This is a genomic window from Labrenzia sp. ATLA3 (assembly GCF_057180185.1).
In genome coordinates, this window is sequence record NZ_JBXUKV010000007.1 from 215,533 (window position 1) to 231,302 (window position 15,770).

Annotated in this window: 15 protein-coding genes; 6 read left to right on the forward strand and 9 right to left on the reverse strand. The window is 60.0% G+C overall.

Translation table 11 applies throughout. From position 1 onward, the window contains the following. Nucleotides 1-221 precede the first annotated feature (221 nt). The 5 genes from AC2A6O_RS20145 to cysG form a co-directional block, all read right to left on the reverse strand. Nucleotides 222-755, reverse strand: coding sequence for a DUF934 domain-containing protein (locus AC2A6O_RS20145; protein WP_498929729.1), 534 nt, complete (start codon nt 753-755; stop codon nt 222-224). Nucleotides 756-789: 34 nt separating this feature from the next. Continuing rightward, nucleotides 790-1,551, reverse strand: a complete 762-nt coding sequence (locus tag AC2A6O_RS20150; protein WP_498929731.1) for a phosphoadenylyl-sulfate reductase — start codon at nt 1,549-1,551, stop codon at nt 790-792. Further along, nucleotides 1,538-3,196, reverse strand: a complete 1,659-nt coding sequence (locus AC2A6O_RS20155) for a nitrite/sulfite reductase (protein ID WP_498929733.1) — start codon at nt 3,194-3,196, stop codon at nt 1,538-1,540. Before AC2A6O_RS20155 ends, AC2A6O_RS20150 begins: the two co-directional genes overlap by 14 nt. A gap of 62 nt (nt 3,197-3,258) precedes the next feature. Beyond that, nucleotides 3,259-3,558 (reverse strand): DUF2849 domain-containing protein, encoded by a 300-nt coding sequence (locus AC2A6O_RS20160; protein ID WP_498929735.1) that lies wholly within the window; start codon nt 3,556-3,558, stop codon nt 3,259-3,261. A 21-nt stretch (nt 3,559-3,579) separates the two neighbouring features. Continuing rightward, nucleotides 3,580-5,043: a siroheme synthase CysG gene (gene cysG, locus AC2A6O_RS20165; RefSeq protein ID WP_498929737.1), complete on the reverse strand. Its 1,464-nt coding sequence runs from the start codon at nt 5,041-5,043 to the stop codon at nt 3,580-3,582. Nucleotides 5,044-5,328: 285 nt separating this feature from the next. Here cysG and AC2A6O_RS20170 point away from each other — a divergent pair, with 285 nt between their 5' ends. Next, a complete protein-coding gene (locus tag AC2A6O_RS20170; protein ID WP_498929738.1) occupies nt 5,329-6,423 on the forward strand; it encodes a hypothetical protein in 1,095 nt (364 codons plus the stop codon). A 175-nt stretch (nt 6,424-6,598) separates the two neighbouring features. Here AC2A6O_RS20170 and AC2A6O_RS20175 read toward each other — a convergent pair whose 3' ends face one another. Next, nucleotides 6,599-7,051, reverse strand: coding sequence for a hypothetical protein (locus AC2A6O_RS20175; RefSeq protein WP_498929740.1), 453 nt, complete (start codon nt 7,049-7,051; stop codon nt 6,599-6,601). Nucleotides 7,052-7,144: 93 nt separating this feature from the next. Next, nucleotides 7,145-8,311, reverse strand: coding sequence for an acetyl-CoA acetyltransferase (locus AC2A6O_RS20180; RefSeq protein ID WP_498929742.1), 1,167 nt, complete (start codon nt 8,309-8,311; stop codon nt 7,145-7,147). A 573-nt stretch (nt 8,312-8,884) separates the two neighbouring features. On the opposite strand from AC2A6O_RS20180, the gene AC2A6O_RS20185 reads away from it, so the two are divergent. Next, a complete protein-coding gene (locus AC2A6O_RS20185; protein WP_498929744.1) occupies nt 8,885-10,555 on the forward strand; it encodes an alpha-glucosidase family protein in 1,671 nt (556 codons plus the stop codon). An 89-nt stretch (nt 10,556-10,644) separates the two neighbouring features. Then, nucleotides 10,645-11,433 carry a glycosyltransferase family 2 protein gene (locus AC2A6O_RS20190; protein ID WP_498929746.1) on the forward strand — a complete coding sequence of 263 codons (789 nt, stop codon included), beginning with the start codon at nt 10,645-10,647 and terminating at the stop codon, nt 11,431-11,433. Nucleotides 11,434-11,539: 106 nt separating this feature from the next. On the opposite strand, the gene AC2A6O_RS20195 is transcribed toward AC2A6O_RS20190, so the two are convergent. Then, nucleotides 11,540-12,733, reverse strand: a complete 1,194-nt coding sequence (locus AC2A6O_RS20195; protein ID WP_148585387.1) for an HD domain-containing phosphohydrolase — start codon at nt 12,731-12,733, stop codon at nt 11,540-11,542. Nucleotides 12,734-12,907: 174 nt separating this feature from the next. Here AC2A6O_RS20195 and AC2A6O_RS20200 point away from each other — a divergent pair, with 174 nt between their 5' ends. Then, on the forward strand, nt 12,908-14,161 hold the full coding sequence (locus tag AC2A6O_RS20200; protein WP_498929748.1) for a BaiN/RdsA family NAD(P)/FAD-dependent oxidoreductase: 1,254 nt from the start codon (nt 12,908-12,910) through the stop codon (nt 14,159-14,161). After that, nucleotides 14,158-14,613, forward strand: coding sequence for a YaiI/YqxD family protein (locus AC2A6O_RS20205; protein WP_498929750.1), 456 nt, complete (start codon nt 14,158-14,160; stop codon nt 14,611-14,613). The genes AC2A6O_RS20200 and AC2A6O_RS20205 overlap by 4 nt, the downstream gene beginning before the upstream one ends. Nucleotides 14,614-14,753: 140 nt before the next feature. On the opposite strand, the gene AC2A6O_RS20210 is transcribed toward AC2A6O_RS20205, so the two are convergent. Beyond that, nucleotides 14,754-15,119 (reverse strand): BA14K family protein, encoded by a 366-nt coding sequence (locus AC2A6O_RS20210; RefSeq protein WP_148585390.1) that lies wholly within the window; start codon nt 15,117-15,119, stop codon nt 14,754-14,756. Nucleotides 15,120-15,502: 383 nt separating this feature from the next. Here AC2A6O_RS20210 and AC2A6O_RS20215 point away from each other — a divergent pair, with 383 nt between their 5' ends. After that, a complete protein-coding gene (locus AC2A6O_RS20215) occupies nt 15,503-15,715 on the forward strand; it encodes a cold-shock protein (protein ID WP_006934329.1) in 213 nt (70 codons plus the stop codon). Nucleotides 15,716-15,770 lie beyond the last annotated feature (55 nt).

Here is a 15,770-nt window from a genome sequence, read left to right on the forward strand (position 1 = left end):
CTGACACGCCCGAGCCAGGACAGTGCGTCCCGAAGGCTTGGTGCTTCGTTTTCCTTCGACAGCAAAAGAGCGTGCAAAAGCGCCCTGCGCCGGCACAGGTTCCCACCCCCTAAAAGAAAAAGGGATCCCGTTTGGCGAGATCCCTTGAGACGTTCCTTCAAGATCAGGCTCTGCCCGCGACACGGTCTGACGGCCAACATGGCAAAGCAGGCTTGTGCCGATTATTCCGCAGCGACCGCCAGATCCCGGTGGGAGCGGCGGGCCCAGGGGCGCGTGCCTTCCGGGATTTCGTCGACGGTGCCGACCGGCTGCAGGTATTTGGTGACTTCGGGCCATTCACCGGCCTTCAGGGCTTTCAGGACTTCCGGCTTGGAAATCTCGAAGGTCGACACGCCGCAGCGGCGCGCCAGCGGCACCTGGTCGAGAATGTATTTTCCGATTGCGCGGATGTCGCCCTTGTACCCCATCTGCTCGCGCAGGATGCGGGCCGCAGAAAACCCTCGGCCATCGGAAAAGCTCGGGAAGTCGACAGCAACCAGAGCAAGCCGGTCCAGATATTTTTCGACCAGCTCGACATCGTCACCGGCTTCAATGATGACAGCGGTCTTGCCGTCACGGGCCAGAAACGCATTGGGATCGACGAGAAACACGGTCATCGGCACAAGCGCATCGCCCTCGACAGCAGTTCCGGTTTCGGTGTCTGTCCGAACCCAGGTTTCCTCGACGAAATCGCCGTCCTTGAAAATCGTTGCCATTCTTTGCGTCCTCAAAATCCTTTACCGGCTGCGGTCAGATGCCACTGCCGTCAACTTCCTTGCCATGGGTCGGCCAGTGAATGCCGCATTCCGTCTTGTCCTGTCCACGCCACCGTCCGGACCGTGGGTCCTCACCGGGGGCAACCTTGCTGGTGCAGGGCAGGCAACCGATGGACGGGTAGCCCTGCGCGACCAGCGGATGTGGCGGCAAATCGTGGGTCTTGGCATAGTCCAGAATTTCCGCGGCCGTCCAGTCCGCGAGCGGATTGACCTTCACTCGGCCTTCATCGATCTCGAAGAACTCCAGGCTGGAGCGACTTGCGCTCTGGAACCGTTTGCGGCCGGAGATCCAGGCTTCGAACCCGTTCAGGGCCTGAGCCAGCGGCACGACCTTGCGAATGTTGCAGCAAGCGTCCGTATCGCTCATCCAGAGCATGCCTGCTGGATCTTCCTTCGACAGTTCGTCCTTGTCCGGCTTCTGGGTCCGGACATCGGTCAGGCCCAGCTTCTCGACAAGCTCGTCGCGGTAGAGCAGCGTTGCCGGAAACAGCTTCACGGTGTCGATGAAGATCACCGGTGTCGATGGATCGACCTGGGCGACCATATGCAGAAGCACAGCGGAATCGGCCCCGAAGCTGGAGACCATGGCAATGTCACCGGCAAATTGGTGACGGATGGCCGCTCTCAGAACGTCGTCCGCAGTTGCGTCTTCGAATTGGGCATTGAGGGCGGCGACTTCCGCCTGCAAGCCCAACTCCGGGTCAACACCCAGGCTGAATGTCTCATGCAGCGCCATACAAAGCCTCCTTGAAGGGATCCTCCCCGACCCGGCGATAAGCTTCCAGGAAGGTCTCTTCTTTGCCGTTCCGCAGGCCGAGATAGGTATCGACCAGCTTCTCAATGGCATCGACCACTTCTTCCGACGAGAAGCCGCGGCCGACGATTTCACCAATGGACGCGTTTTCGTTGGCGGAGCCGCCAAGCGTCACCTGATAGAATTCCTCGCCCTTCTTCTCCAGGCCGAGGATGCCGATGTGGCCGACGTGGTGATGGCCACAGGCGTTGATGCAGCCGGAGATCTTGATCTTCAGCTCACCGATTTCCGCCTGACGTTCCGCAGCACCGAACCGTTCAGAGATCCGCTGTGCCACCGGAATGGAGCGGGCGGTCGCCAGAGCGCAGTAGTCCATGCCCGGGCAAGCAATGATGTCGGTGATCAAGCCGGAATTGCCTTCGGCGATTTCTGCTGCCACCAGCTGGTCGAACAGTGCCGGCAGGTCGTCCAGTTTCACATGCGGCAGGATCACGTTCTGCTCGTGGCTGATACGGATCTCGTCATGACCGTATTTTTCGGCGAGGTCCGCGATAACGTCCATCTGCTTGTCCGACGCATCACCTGGAATGCCGCCGATCGGCTTCATCGACAGGGTGACAGAGGTATAGCCCGGCACCCGGTGCGGGTTGAGGTTATGAGCCGCGAACTGCGCGAAGGCCGCATCCGACGCCTTGCGGGCCTCAACGGCATTTGAAGTGGCGTTGCCCACTTCCAGCGGGGGCGGTGCGAAATAGGCTTCGATACGGCGGACTTCGTCGTCCGGCAGACGCAGCACGCCGAAACGGATCTTTTCGAACTCGGCCTCGATATCTGCTTTCAGTTCTTCCAGACCGGTTTCATGAACCAGGATCTTGATGCGGGCCTTGTACTTGTTGTCGCGGCGGCCATAGCGGTTATAGACGCGCAGGATCGCTTCCGAATAGGCAAGCAAATCTTCCTCGGGCAGGAAGTCGCGCACCTTGCGGCCGATCATCGGCGTGCGGCCGAGACCACCCCCGACGAATACCACGAAACCGATCTCACCTTCTTCGTTCCGTGCGAGCTGCAAGCCGATGTCGTGCACCTGCACGGCGGCCCGGTCGTTCGGCGCGCCGGTTATGGCGATCTTGAACTTGCGCGGCAGGAACGAGAATTCCGGGTGCAGTGACGACCACTGGCGCAGGATTTCCGCATAGGGGCGCGGGTCGGCGATTTCGTCGGCGGCAGCACCGGCGAAATGGTCGGCGGTCACGTTGCGAATGCAGTTGCCGGACGTCTGGATGGCGTGCATCTCGACTTCGGCCAGTTCTTCCAGGATCTTCGGCGTGTCTTCCAGTTTGGGCCAGTTGAACTGGATGTTCTGGCGCGTGGTGAAGTGGCCGTAGCTCTGGTCGTAGGTGCGGGCGATATGCGCAAGCTTGCGCATCTGCCGGCCGTTGAGCGTGCCATAGGGAATGGCAACACGCAGCATGTAGGCATGAAGCTGCAGATAGAGACCGTTCATCAGGCGCAGCGGCTTGAACTCGTCCTCGGAAAGTTCCCCGGCCAGACGGCGGCGGACCTGATCCTTGAACTGCTCGGTACGCTGGTTCACGAAGCTCGCGTCAAATTCGTCGTAACGGTACATGTCTCAATCTCTCCTCAGCGGGCGCTGCCGTGAAAGGCGCTGCCCTGCCCTTGTTTGCTGTCTCAGGCGGAAACGGCCTGGGCCTGTTTGCCCAGTTCCGGATGGGTGGTCGGGCCGGTTGCACGGATTTTTTCGCGCAGGCGCACCGGAACGATGACGCCGTCTTCAACGGCCACGTCCATCTCGTAGACGCCGACGACTTTCTGGTTCTTTTCGGCCTCAAGGCCTTCTGCCAGAGCTTCGGCAACGGCTCCCTTGCCGTCATAAACCTTTGCCAGGGCAATGCGCTCGACCCAGGAACCGTTTTCCGCGAGCCAGACGACATCGCCGTTCAGAAGGCGGTTGGCGGTGATGACTTTCATGTGCGTCCACTCTCTTCAAATTCAGGCGGCAACGACCCGGGCGGCAAGCTGCGGCGCCAGGGGTTCGGCCTTGTCCATTGCGGCATGGCCCACGGCCTCACCGATCACGATCAGAACCGGTCCGTCGATCTCTGCGCGGTTCGACAGCACCGCGAGTTCGGACAGGGTTCCGGCAAATTGGCGTTCATCCGGGTGTGCCGCATTCTCGATCACGGCAACCGGCGTTACAGGTCTCAGGCCTGCGCCGATCATCTTTTCGGCAACGGCTGCAGCCACGGACCGGCCCATGTAAACAGCCACCGTCGCGCCCTTGAGCGCGAGCCCTGCCCAATCCGGCAGGGTTTCCGACTTGGCATTGTGGCCGGTTGCGAAAACCAGGTTGGAGGCGACCCCACGCAATGTGAGCGGGATCTGGGCCGAAGCTGCCGCAGCGAAGGCTGCAGTGACGCCGGGAACAATTTCAAAGCCGACGCCCCCTTCGCGCAGCGCATCCATTTCTTCCGCCGCCCGGCCGAAGATCATCGGATCTCCTGCCTTCAGGCGAACGACCTTCAGTCCCTTGCGGCCAAGCTCGACGAGAAGCTCGCAGATTTCGGACTGCGGCACGGAATGAGCGCCCTTGCGCTTGCCGACCGAAATGCGCTCAGCGTCGCGGCGGCCCATGGCAACGACATTTGCCGGCACCAGCGCATCATGAACGATGACGTCGGCTTCCTGCAGCAGGCGCTGCGCGCGCAGGGTCAACAGGTCTTCCGCGCCCGGACCAGCACCAACCAGCCAGACAAAACCAGGCTCGTCCGCCATCGAATTCAACAACCGCTGCGCTTCGGAGCGGGCGACATCGGTCTTGCCGGCATAAAGATTGGTTGCGACCGAACCGGAGAAAAAGCGTGCCCAGAAGCTGCGGCGCAGCCCGCCGTCACGGATCACCTTGGTGGCAGCGTCGCGAAAACTCTCGGCGAGACGCGCCAGCTCGCCGGTGGAACGCGGCAGCATGGCTTCGATGCGTGCACGGATGTGACGCGACAGAACGGGACCGACGCCTGTAGATGTAATCGCCACCGCAATCGGCGCACGGTTGACCAGCGCACCGGTGTAAAAGTCGCAAAGCTCCGGCTTGTCGACGGCATTGACCGGAACACCCGCTTCACGAGCCGCATCGACAACCGCCTTATCGAGGTCCCAGTCTTCGCGGGCGGAGAACACCAGCGCAGCATCGTTCAGATGAGCTGGCCGGAAATCTTCGGCAAGTTGCTCGGCCTCGAACCGGGTGACAGCATCCTGCAGGTCCGGCTCAATGGTTCTGGAAACAACCACGATCCGGGCATTGGTTTCGCCCAGGAGACGGACTTTCGCGGCAGCTTCGCCGCCGTGGCCCACAACAAGCACACGCCGGCCGGCCACCTTCATGAAGGCCGGGAACACATCGAGCCGGTCTTCCGGCTTTTTCAGTGTTTTCAGAGTGTCGCCGCTGCGGCTTGTCATCGTCAGGGTCTCCAGTCCCAGTTTGATGTGTTTAATGTAATCGGACGCCCGGCCCAGCGCCGGGCACCGGATTTCAAAGCTGGAAACAGAAGCGGAATAGTTTTTTGCAATCGTCTGTTTTGACCAATTTCAATTCCCGGCTGCCTGCCCGGGGCGAGGCGCCGCAATGAAAACGAAAAGGCATGAAGCCTTTTGCGAAGAGCACCCTTCTTGCTGCCGCAGCGGAAATCACTTAGCCTTTCCAAATGGCTGGAACCGGCCGCTATGGCATCTGGGGGGGGTATGATGCGTCTTGTTCACTTATTGGTTGCCGCAGGACTTTTGCTCCTCGGCGGCCTCGGAATTGGTCATGCTGCCGTCGTCGACAGTTTCCGTCTCGGCAGCTGGAACGGCAGTGCCTTTACAGACGATCAGACCGGCGCGTTTACGACCTGTGTCGCATCGGCAAGCTATCGAAGCGGCATTACGCTTTATGTGCAGGTCGACACCACCTACAACTGGGCCATCGGCTTTTCAGCCCCGCACTGGAACATGAAGGTGGGAGCGGATATTCCGCTTCAGTATCGCATCGACCGGGGCGCGTGGCAGAGCGGCGTTGCCAAGGCGACGTCCAAGGACCTGGCCCGCATGCAGATGCCGCAAGGCGGCTACATCATCACCCGGTTCCGACGCGGCCGGACCCTGTACGTACGGGACGGTACCTACGATTACCAATTCCGCCTGACAGGAACCTCCCGCCTGATGGCCCGCCTTGCCAAATGCGTTGAACGCAACATTGCCCGCCACGGCGCCGCACCCGGCACAGGCACAACCGCCGCAGCCAGCCCGCAAGGCGGCCTGGGCAATACGGCACCGACCAATGAAAGCACACCGGCCACCAGCGCGGCTGCCGATCCACAACTTGCCATCGAAGCCACCCAGGCTCTGTTCAACCTGATGGGCAGTGCGGGCATTTCCGGGCTGAAGCTGATCCCGGACGGCCAGCGCGAGGAAGATCTCAACGGCTTGTACGCGGTTGCCGCCGACGATGCCCGAACGCTTGTGGCGCATATCTTCCCGGTGGGCAGCTATCAATCGGAAGAAGAGCTCATGGCGATTGTTGTCGCCGACAGCCAGAAGGCTTGCACAGAAGGCCGGTTTTCCTCCAGTTCGGAACGGATCAACGAGAACGGGAAAGCGATCTACACAAGCTATGCCAATTGCGAAGCAGGCGACTTCCAGTTGATCGAACGCGTCGCCATCGTTCCACGCAAGGCGGGCGGGGTCTTCATCTACGGTGTCGCGGATACCTATGTAGGCGAAGGCGGCGGTGCACCGGTCTCTCCGCCTGAACTGACGGATGAGGACCTTTATTCAGCAGTTGCAAGCGCGGCGCAGTAATCCTCATGGGTTGGCACTGCAAACGCATTTCCACTTTTGTCATCCCTGCGTAAGTGGGTAGCCAGGAGTCACATCAGTCACTGTGCTGCGCAACAACCAATTTGCGGAATCCCGGCCATTTGCTGCGCTGCGAATAGGGGTGGCAGTCCGGAAACACGAAAACCCTCGCCCCGCCTTACCCCTTCATGAAGGCAATCGCGACTAGGGGAAACCCGAAGACGCCCGCGACGGCCAGTGTCCAGATGTCGAACAGCAGCATCGGCCTGCGATCGAACAGCGGGAACAGCAGTGGTGATGCCGTGTAGACCGCGACCCAGGGCAGAGGCCCGTCAGTCGTCCGTTTCAATTTTGAGCGAATGAACCAGACGCCGCAGAGGCAACCGGCGGAGAGGGCCAGAAATACGTTTAAGCCGATAAACCAACTCAGAAAAACCGTGGCTAGAACAACTCCAGAGGCAACCAACACAAATTGCATTCCCTCTAGAAATTCATCTTTATTCGGGGAGTTAAAGACGAAAATCGAATTGGATTCTTTGTAAAAGGGCGGGTATCCCTGCAGCATTGTAAATGCACCGGCGAAATATAATACCGCCACATAAAATAAACTGTTGAATAAGTCTTTTGCCATGAGATTTTTATAGAGACTAAAACAAGAATGGACGGATCGGCTGCGGCCGATCCGTCCATCGCAAGCTAATTGCACTTCCTGTTCGTTACAAGACTACTTCATCGCCTGCATCACGGACACGAAGTTGGCCACCGCGGCCCCTCCCATGTTGAAGATGCCGCCAATTTCGGCGTTCTTGACCTGAATATCACCGGCGGTGCCGGTCAGCTGCATGGCGGTAAGCACGTGCATGGAAACACCGGTGGCGCCAATCGGATGGCCCTTGGCCTTCAGACCACCGGACGGGTTTACCGGCAGTTTGCCGCCCATTTCCGTCCAGCCTTCCAGCACGGCGCGGGCGCCCTCACCTTCCTTGGTCAGGCCCATGGCCTCATACTCGATCAGCTCGGCAACGGTGAAGCAGTCGTGCGTCTCAACGAAGGACAGATCGTCCAGCGCCAGATTGGCATCGCCGAGTGCCTGCCCCCAGGCCTTGGAACATCCTTCAAACTTCAGGATGTCGCGCTTCGACATGGGCAGGAAATCCTGAACGTGAGCAAGCCCGCGGAAGGCAACCGCCTTTTTCATGCCGAGCGCCGTTGCCGGATCGGTGAGAACCAGTGCGGCGGCGCCGTCGGATACCAGAGAACAGTCGGTGCGCTTCAGCGGACCGGCGACAAACGGGTTCTTTTCCGATTCCGCACGACAGAAGTCGAAACCGAGGTCCTTGCGCATCTGGGCATAGGGGTTGCCGACACCGTTCTTGTGGTTTTTCGCCGCGATCTTGGCCAGTGCATCAGACTGGTCGCCATACTTCTGGAAATAGGCATCTGCGATCTTGCCGAAGACACCGGCGAAGCCTGCCGGGATATCGCCTTCTTCCTTCAGGTAAGATGCTTTCAGCAGGTTCTTGCCGATTTCAGGTCCGGGCGTCGTGGTCATCTGCTCGACACCGACAACAAGTACGAAGCGGGCGTCGCCCGACGCAATGGCGCGCACGCCCTGATGGACGGCGGCAGAGCCGGTTGCGCAGGCGTTTTCGACACGGGTTGCCGGTTTGAAACGCAAGGCCGGATCGGCCTGCAGCACCAGAGAGGCGGTGAAGTCCTGCGCCGAAAAACCGGCATTGAAATGTCCGAGCAGGATCTCGTCGACATCTCCCGGCTCGATGCCGGCGTCCTTGATGGCATCGACCGCCACCTTGACGATCATGCTTTCAACTGTCTCTTCCGAATGCTTGCCGAAGGGCATGTGTGCCCAACCCACCATGGCTGCCGTCATGACACTTCCTCCAGGTTTTTTGCCCGCAAGAGGGAACAGGATTTCGGCCGGACCGCTGGCCCTAGCCTCAGCCCCTCCATCTTACGTAATTTCTGATTGCCTGGACAGTTCCAGCTTCCATGTTGCTTTGCAAGAAGAAACTGACCTAAACGTCATAACAAAATTTTTTCCTCTTTTACTTCATCAACTTAATTGCATTAGTCCAAAGAGATAAAGCGATCGCCAGCGGCGCTGCCGGCAGGGCGCTGCCTTACTGCGTTTTGCCAAGAAGGCGAGGCAGACGGTCATATGCCTGTCACTTAAGCGGTATAGGAAGAACGCGTTCCGGACAAAATCCTTTTTCGTTCCTTTTCAGTAGCTCCACCGGTCCTGCCTCGCAGGGCCGGTTTTTGCTTGTGCTTCCTGCTTCCTGACATGCAGATGCGACGCAATTCACACATCGCTTACCGAAAGCGATTGCCGCGCGACTTTTTCATGACTGCTCACTTGACCTAAGAAGGCGCTGGATATAGCCATTCAAAGCGCTTTGAAACTTATACAACCGCTTCAGAAGCGGAACGGAGACACCCGGCAATGTTCGAAGAAGCCGAAACGGGCCTGGAGGCTGATGTGACAGCAAACTTGATCAAAGACCCGGATTGGTGGCGCGGAGCGGTGATCTATCAGATCTATCCGCGCTCCTTCAACGACACCAACGGCGATGGCATCGGCGACCTGAACGGCATCAGTGAGCGGATGGACTATATCGCTTCGCTGGGTGTCGACGCCATCTGGCTGTCACCCTTCTTCACCTCGCCGATGGACGACTTCGGTTACGATGTCTCCAATTACGAAGATGTCGACCCGATGTTCGGCACACTGGCCGATTTCGACCGGATGCTGGCCGCCGCCCATGCCCGCGGCCTCAAGGTGATCATCGATCTGGTGATTTCGCACACGTCCGACCAGCACCCCTGGTTTGTCGAGAGCCGCGCTTCCCGGGACAATGCCAAGGCCGACTGGTTCGTCTGGGCCGACGCCAAGCCGGACGGCACAGTGCCGACCAACTGGCTGTCGATCTTCGGTGGTCCGGCCTGGGAATGGGACGGCCGCCGGCGCCAGTATTACATGCATAATTTCCTGACCAGCCAACCGGATCTGAACTTCCATAACCCGGACGTTCAGGACGCGGTGCTGGGCGCGGCCAGGTTCTGGCTCGACCGGGGCGTTGATGGGTTCCGCCTCGATACGGTGAACTTCTATTTCCACGACGAGCAGCTTCGGGACAATCCACCGCTGGACGCGGCTGAAATGCCGTCCACCGTCGACCCGTCCAACCCCTACGGCTATCAGGTTCACCTGTACGACAAGACCCGGCCGGAAAATCTGGTGTTTCTGGAAAAGCTGCGGGCGCTGCTGGACGAATATCCGGGCACAACATCGGTCGGCGAAATCGGTGCCGATGGACAGGCGGTGGAGCTGACGGCCTCTTACACGGAAGCCGGCAAGCGGATTCACATGGCCTACAGCTTCGATCTTCTGACGCCTCAGCATTCGGCACCCTACATCCGCAAGATCGTGGAAGAGATGAATGCCGGCATCGGCTCGGGCTGGGCCTCCTGGGCGCTGTCGAACCATGATGTGAAGCGGGTTGCCAGCCGCTGGGGGGAAGACCTGGACATCGCCCGGTTCGCGCCGCTTGAAACCGCGCTCTGCGCTTCATTGCGCGGTACGCCCTGCCTCTACCAGGGCGAGGAACTGGGGCTGCCGCAGGCCGATGTCCCGTTTGAGAAGCTGCAGGACCCTTACGGCATCCGTTTCTGGCCGGAATACAAGGGCCGCGACGGCTGCCGGACACCGATGCCCTGGGTCAAGGACAACGGGAACGCAGGTTTCTCCGAAGCCGAACCCTGGCTCCCGGTCGCGCAGGATCACCTGGCCCTTGCCGCCTTCGAACAGGACAAGGATGAAACCTCCATCCTCAATCGCAATCGGGCCTTCTACGCCTGGCGGCAGATGCAGGACGCCTTGAAGAAGGGCGACATGGTGTTTCTGGACAGCCAGGACAACACGCTGGTCTTCACTCGCAGCCATCAGGATGAAACCGTGCTTTGCGCCTTCAACCTGGGCACCGATCCAGCCACCATCACGTTGAGCGGACTTGACCTGGAAGACCTCAAGGCGCCTGGCTTCAGCGGCACGCTGAAAGGGGACACGATTGCGCTTCAGGGGCTCGATGCTCTGTTTGCCCGCGTAAAATCCTGATTTCCTGCCTTCAATTCAGGCTCCGGCACGGCTAAATAGTCGCGCCGGAGCTTTTCCGGCCAAACGCTCACAGCAAAGCCGGACCGTTCATGACCGACCGCCTGCCTCTCTCCGTTTTCATCATTGCCCGTGACGAGGCCGATCGGATCGCCCGGCCGATCGAAAGTGTCATCGGCTGGGTGGACGAGGTCATCGTCATCGACAGCGGCTCAAGCGACGAGACCGTCGCCGTGGCCGAAAAGCTCGGGGCGCGGGTCGTTTATAACGACTGGCCTGGCTACGGCCCGCAGAAGCGTTTCGGCGAAGACCTGTGCCGCAACGACTGGCTGCTCAACCTGGACGCCGACGAAGAGGTGACGCCGGACCTTGCCGCTGAAATCAAGGCCAAATTCGCAGACGGAAGCTACACGGACGCCGACGGCTGGCGCATCATGATCCGCGATCTATATGCCCATGAAACCACCCCAGCCCCCTGGGCTTACGGCTACCACCAGATCCGCCTCTACGACCGGCGTAAAGGCCGGTTCTCCGCCTCGACCGTGCATGACACGGTGCGCCCAGAGGAAGGCGCGCGCATCGCGAACCTTTCCGGCATCATGGCGCATCGGTCCATCCGCTCGCTGGATTTTCAGGTCGGCAAATACAATCGCTATTCGGGCATGCAGGTGGAAGACATGCGCGCCCGCGGCCGCAAGCTGCCCAAAAGCCGTCTTCTTACCGAATTTCCGGTGAGCTTCTTCAAGGCCTATTTCGTGCGCAAGTACCGCAAATACGGCTGGTGGGGCTTTATTCTGGCCATGAACTACGCCCACGCCCGCTTCCTGCGTGTCGCCAAGGCCTATGAGGCGGAGTTGCTGGACAAGTCCAGGACAGATTGACGTAACCACCCGGTTCGCCGGCCACGTCTCCCGTCACTTCCCGGTTTGAACAATGAGGAGAGGGCGGGCAGGAGACAACAGTGTTGCCGTGTCGTCTCCGTTCCGCTCAGGCCGTGTCGCTCAGAACCTCTTCCGGGGCCAAATGACGTTCGACGCGGATGGGCTGGCGAACACCTGCAGCCTGGTTGAAATGCTCCAGCCGCCGAATAGTCGTTGGCGTCAGCATATGCCCGCGCGACAGGACCAGTTCGTGGCCGGTTTCGGTGAGCGCGTCATCGATCAGCACATCACCTGGCCGCAGCGAGCGGATGTAGCATTCAGCAATGAGCTTCTTGCGTTCTTCCGGAACGTTGTCCAAAAACGTGTCCTTGGCCAGCTCCAGCAACATCGGATCATATTTGCGCTTGTTGATGGTCAGGGCTTCGAAGGCAGCGGCGTCCGGGCCGCTTTCCGGGCTGGCATACCAGAGATCTGTCAAAAGCTTCAGGATGCGGGCGATCATCGGAATTTCCTTGCCCGTCGGCCCATCCTTGGGGAAACCCGACCCGTCGAAGCCACGGCCTGACAGGTACAGATATTCCGATACTTTCTCCAATTGCGGTATGTTCTTCAACAGATCCCGGGTCTGAACCGGGGATTTGTCTAGAATGGTGCGTTCCTGCTCGCTGAGACTGCGGGCAGTGCGGTAGCGGGCGATGATCTGTTTCGGCAACAACGCCTCGCCGAGCGGTGACAACATCACCGACATCTCCAGCTCCCAGGTTTTTTTCATCCCCAGGCGCTTGGCCAGCCGCAATGCCTGTTTGCGGACGGTGCTCGTGCGGCGGAAGGCTTCCGGGTGGAACAGCGCCAGCATATCGATGAGCAGCTTGATCGACCCGGCCAATGTGCGTTCCAGCAGCGCCCGGTCCTTGGCGAGTTGAATATGGTGGGCAAGCGCCGTTTCCATGGCGCTGGCCAAGTCCGCCGGCCGGCACGGCTTTTCCAGATACAAGAAGGCATGGCCTTCGTTCAGGGTTTTCTTGATAGCCTCGGCCGAGGTTTCCCGGGTCAGCATAACCCGTGCGGCCTGAGGAGCAACGGTTTCGGCGGCCCGGAGAAAAGCTGTTCCGCCACGACCGGGCAGATTAAAACTGGAGAAAATGACAGCCGCGCCATTGTTTTGCTTCAGAAACTTTAAGGCAGATTCTGTCTCTGAAAAGCAAACAATTCTCATGTGGGTGCCAAACAGGCGTTCAAAGCCCGTCTGAACCTCTTTATCCGGATCGGCAACGACTGCCAGGTCCGTATTTTTTTCCATTCCCGGCTCCCATCTCAAGAAGCAGTCCTGCAAGAAAGACTTCCGCAGGTATGCCCGCCCGAAGATAGTCTCATGAGACTGATAACAAATACTTGCAGTAATCCGAGACTATGGCCCCCATCCTGTCGAAAATCCGGTGTGGTCTTCGCGCCCTGCCTTGAACTATAAGGCCGCATGTTTGACGTCCTGATTGCCGGCGCCGGTCCGGCCGGCCTCTTTGCCGCGGAGCGCCTTTCCGAAAAAGGGTATAGCGTTGTGGTGATCGACCGCATGGCCTCACCCGCGCGCAAATTTCTGATGGCTGGACGCGGCGGCCTGAACCTGACCCATAGCGAAGATCTGACGGCCTTTCTGGCACGCTACCGGCAGGCCGAAGCCTTTCTGACGCCCCTCATCCAGGACTTCCCGCCAGAGGCGTTGAGAAACTGGTGCGAAGGGCTGGGCGAAGAAACCTTTGTCGGCAGCAGTGGGCGGGTGTTCCCCAAATCCATGAAGGCCTCTCCCCTGCTGCGTGCCTGGCTGCGCCGGCTGGACGGGAACGGCGTCCGCCTGCTGGCACGGCGCGCATTGGGCGGCATCGAAGGAAATGGACCGCTTCAGGTCTTCACCTTCAATGGAAATCCCGAGGAAAAGGCCAACGGGACCGGCGACACGCCGCCTCTTTCCGCACGCGCCTGCCTGCTGGCACTGGGTGGCGCGAGCTGGCCGAAACTCGGCTCCGATGCCGCATGGGTGCCGCTGCTGCAAGAGCACGGCATCCGCATCAACCGGTTTCAGCCGGCAAATTGCGGCTTTCAGACCGGCTGGAGCGATTTTCTGAAAGAGCGCTTCGCCGGCACGCCGCTGAAGCGTATTGCCCTTTGCCATGACGGCAAGAGGGTGCCGGGAGAGGCGGTCGTGTCTGCCCAGGGTCTTGAGGGAGGCGCCATCTACGCCCTCTCCGCCGAACTGCGCGAAGCCATCAACCGGACCGGCTCGGCGTCGCTGGAGATCGACCTGCGGCCGCAGTCCAGCGTGGACGAACTGGCGGCAAAACTATCAAGACCTCGCGGCAAGCAGTCCGCAGCCACCTTCCTGAAGAAGACCCTGCGGTTGAGCCCGTTGGAACTGGCGTTGCTGCACGAAACCGGGGACATCCCTTCGGATGCCGAAAGCCTTGCGCAGCGCATCAAGTCTGTTCCCGTTACCCTGAACGCCCCCTACTCCATCGACCGGGCGATATCGTCTGCGGGCGGCATTGCGCTGGACGAACTGGATGACGGGCTGATGCTCAAGAAACTGCCCGGCGTCTTCGCAGCCGGTGAAATGCTGGACTGGGAAGCCCCGACGGGCGGTTATCTGCTGCAGGCCTGTTTTGCGACGGGTGCCCGTGCGGCTGACGGCATTGCAGCCTATCTTCAAAGCTCAAAAAAGGAGCAAACAACATGACCGTGCTCTACATTGATGCAGACGCCTGCCCGGTCAAGGACGAAGCCGTGCGAGTGGGCGAGCGCCACAATGTGCAGATCAAATTCGTCTCGAACAGCTGGATGCGGCTTCCCGAAGGCGATCTGATCGAGCGAGTGGTTGTGCCCGAAGGGCCGGATGAAGCCGACAACTGGATCGCGGAACGGGCCGTGGCAGGCGATGTGGTGGTGACCGCCGATGTGCCGCTCGCGGCGCGCTGCGTGAAAACCGGCGCTCTTGTTATCGGCCCGACGGGCAAGCCGTTCCGCGAGGATGCCATGGGCATCCGCCTTGCCATGCGCGATCTCAACACGCATCTGCGGGAAATCGGCGAGATCCGCGAAAGCGGCCCAGGCTTCACCAAGGCCGACCGCTCGCGCTTTCTCAATCAGCTTGAAACCACGATGCGCGCAGCGAAACGCATATCCGCCTAGGCTGCGGACCTTCGCCTGACGGCCATGAGAGCCCTAATGGCACCCAAACAAAAAACTCCCTGCAAGGTGGGAGGAGAACCTTGCAGGGAGTGGCCGGTGGCCTTTTCGGGCCGGTTGCATCCGGCGAAGCGGGAACTGCCTTACTGGCAGAAGCGGTACTGCCCGGAGTAGGACAGGAAGTAACCGGTGTTCGGGTTGAACGAGCGGTACTTGCGGCTGCAGTAGTTGTACCAGGCCGGGCTCCAGGGAGCCGGACGGTAGACGACCGGGGCCGGGGCCGGAGCCGGATAGTAGGCCGGCGGGGCCGGGTAATAGGCCGGCGGCGGAGCAACATAGCGCGGCTGGGAAAGAGCCGACCCGAGAATTGCACCGGCGGCGAGACCGCTGGCGACGCCGACGCCGACCTGCCAACCCTTGGCGGCATGGGCAGGTGTTGCCTGAGAGGTCAAAGTGATGCCAGCAACGAGAGCCAGCGCGGAGGCGGTAACTGCGAACTTCTTGAACATGACGGTATCCCTTCCTGTCTCTTGAGGCCCTGCTGTCCGCCTCAACTCATGAAACGAAGATAACCCGCCCCCCGGCCGGGCTCTGTGACTGGTGTCACAAGCTGTCACTTTGTCATCTGAACACGATTTACCGGCTTTATGGCCTCGGTTTGGCAACTGCAAAAATCTTTCGCTTGCCGTAGGGCCCGGCTGGACCTACATTATTGTCCATCGGTACGCGTTGTGCCGTACGGGACTGACGAAAGACCCGGTGAGACTGACTTCGGCAGGGCTCCATCAAGCGCTGCTCTGAATTTCCAAGCTTTCCGTTTCTTGTTGACTTCTCGTTTATCCGCGCCTGCCGGAAACGGGATGGCGCATCCAACCTGCGGAAAGGTTTCTCCATGCGCGAGAACGGCACCATTAAATTCTTCAACCATGACCGTGGCTTCGGCTTCATCACTCCGGAAAACGGCTCCAAGGACGTCTTCGTTCACATCACCGCTTTCGAGCAGGCCGGTATCGGAACGCCCGTCGAAGGTGCGAAGATCTCCTTCGTCGCAGAAGACGATCGTCGCGGCCGCGGCAAGCAGGCTGCTCAGCTCGAGCTGCTCTAAGGTATCAGACTGCAGCCACCGTCTGCGGACGGCTGGCGCGGATTGACCAATGAAA

Coding starts and splice junctions, on each gene's coding strand:
- AC2A6O_RS20145 (WP_498929729.1), bottom strand. CDS start 755: ATGGCAACGATTTTCAAGGACGGCGATTTCGTCGAGGAAACCTGGGTT.
- AC2A6O_RS20150 (WP_498929731.1), bottom strand. CDS start 1,551: ATGGCGCTGCATGAGACATTCAGCCTGGGTGTTGACCCGGAGTTGGGC.
- AC2A6O_RS20155 (WP_498929733.1), bottom strand. CDS start 3,196: ATGTACCGTTACGACGAATTTGACGCGAGCTTCGTGAACCAGCGTACC.
- AC2A6O_RS20160 (WP_498929735.1), bottom strand. CDS start 3,558: ATGAAAGTCATCACCGCCAACCGCCTTCTGAACGGCGATGTCGTCTGG.
- cysG (WP_498929737.1), bottom strand. CDS start 5,043: ATGACAAGCCGCAGCGGCGACACTCTGAAAACACTGAAAAAGCCGGAA.
- AC2A6O_RS20170 (WP_498929738.1), top strand. CDS start 5,329: ATGCGTCTTGTTCACTTATTGGTTGCCGCAGGACTTTTGCTCCTCGGC.
- AC2A6O_RS20175 (WP_498929740.1), bottom strand. CDS start 7,051: ATGGCAAAAGACTTATTCAACAGTTTATTTTATGTGGCGGTATTATAT.
- AC2A6O_RS20180 (WP_498929742.1), bottom strand. CDS start 8,311: ATGACGGCAGCCATGGTGGGTTGGGCACACATGCCCTTCGGCAAGCAT.
- AC2A6O_RS20185 (WP_498929744.1), top strand. CDS start 8,885: ATGTTCGAAGAAGCCGAAACGGGCCTGGAGGCTGATGTGACAGCAAAC.
- AC2A6O_RS20190 (WP_498929746.1), top strand. CDS start 10,645: ATGACCGACCGCCTGCCTCTCTCCGTTTTCATCATTGCCCGTGACGAG.
- AC2A6O_RS20195 (WP_148585387.1), bottom strand. CDS start 12,733: ATGGAAAAAAATACGGACCTGGCAGTCGTTGCCGATCCGGATAAAGAG.
- AC2A6O_RS20200 (WP_498929748.1), top strand. CDS start 12,908: ATGTTTGACGTCCTGATTGCCGGCGCCGGTCCGGCCGGCCTCTTTGCC.
- AC2A6O_RS20205 (WP_498929750.1), top strand. CDS start 14,158: ATGACCGTGCTCTACATTGATGCAGACGCCTGCCCGGTCAAGGACGAA.
- AC2A6O_RS20210 (WP_148585390.1), bottom strand. CDS start 15,119: ATGTTCAAGAAGTTCGCAGTTACCGCCTCCGCGCTGGCTCTCGTTGCT.
- AC2A6O_RS20215 (WP_006934329.1), top strand. CDS start 15,503: ATGCGCGAGAACGGCACCATTAAATTCTTCAACCATGACCGTGGCTTC.